General features: G+C 46.8%; 1 pseudogene. It reads left to right on the top strand.

Annotated features, from left to right (window positions below):
• A pseudogene (locus tag HC733_RS22745) lies at positions 1-314 on the top strand (IS5/IS1182 family transposase); the annotation flags it as partial.

Below are 314 nucleotides of genomic sequence, written 5' to 3'. Positions count from 1 at the left end.
TGAAAAACTGCTCAAGCAAGATAAATTCAGTAAATCGAAGCTGTACTCACTGCATGAGCCGCACGTTGAATGCATCGCGAAAGGTAAAAGTGCAAAACCGTACGAGTTTGGGGTAAAAGTCAGCGTAGCAACGACGGTGAAGGAACAATTTGTCCTATGCTGTCATGCCATGCACGGCAACCCTTATGATGGTGACACCTTGTATCGCACCTTGAAAATAGTCGAAGACGTCACCAACATGCGCCCGTTTACGTGTTTTGTAGACCGAGGTTATCGCGGTCATATGGCAGAGCGGTATGAAGTCTTTATCGCAG

It is taken from the genome of Pseudoalteromonas sp. S16_S37, from assembly GCF_014694405.1.
Classification (GTDB): Bacteria; Pseudomonadota; Gammaproteobacteria; order Enterobacterales; family Alteromonadaceae; genus Pseudoalteromonas.
This window is presented reverse-complemented; position numbering and strand designations above follow the sequence as displayed.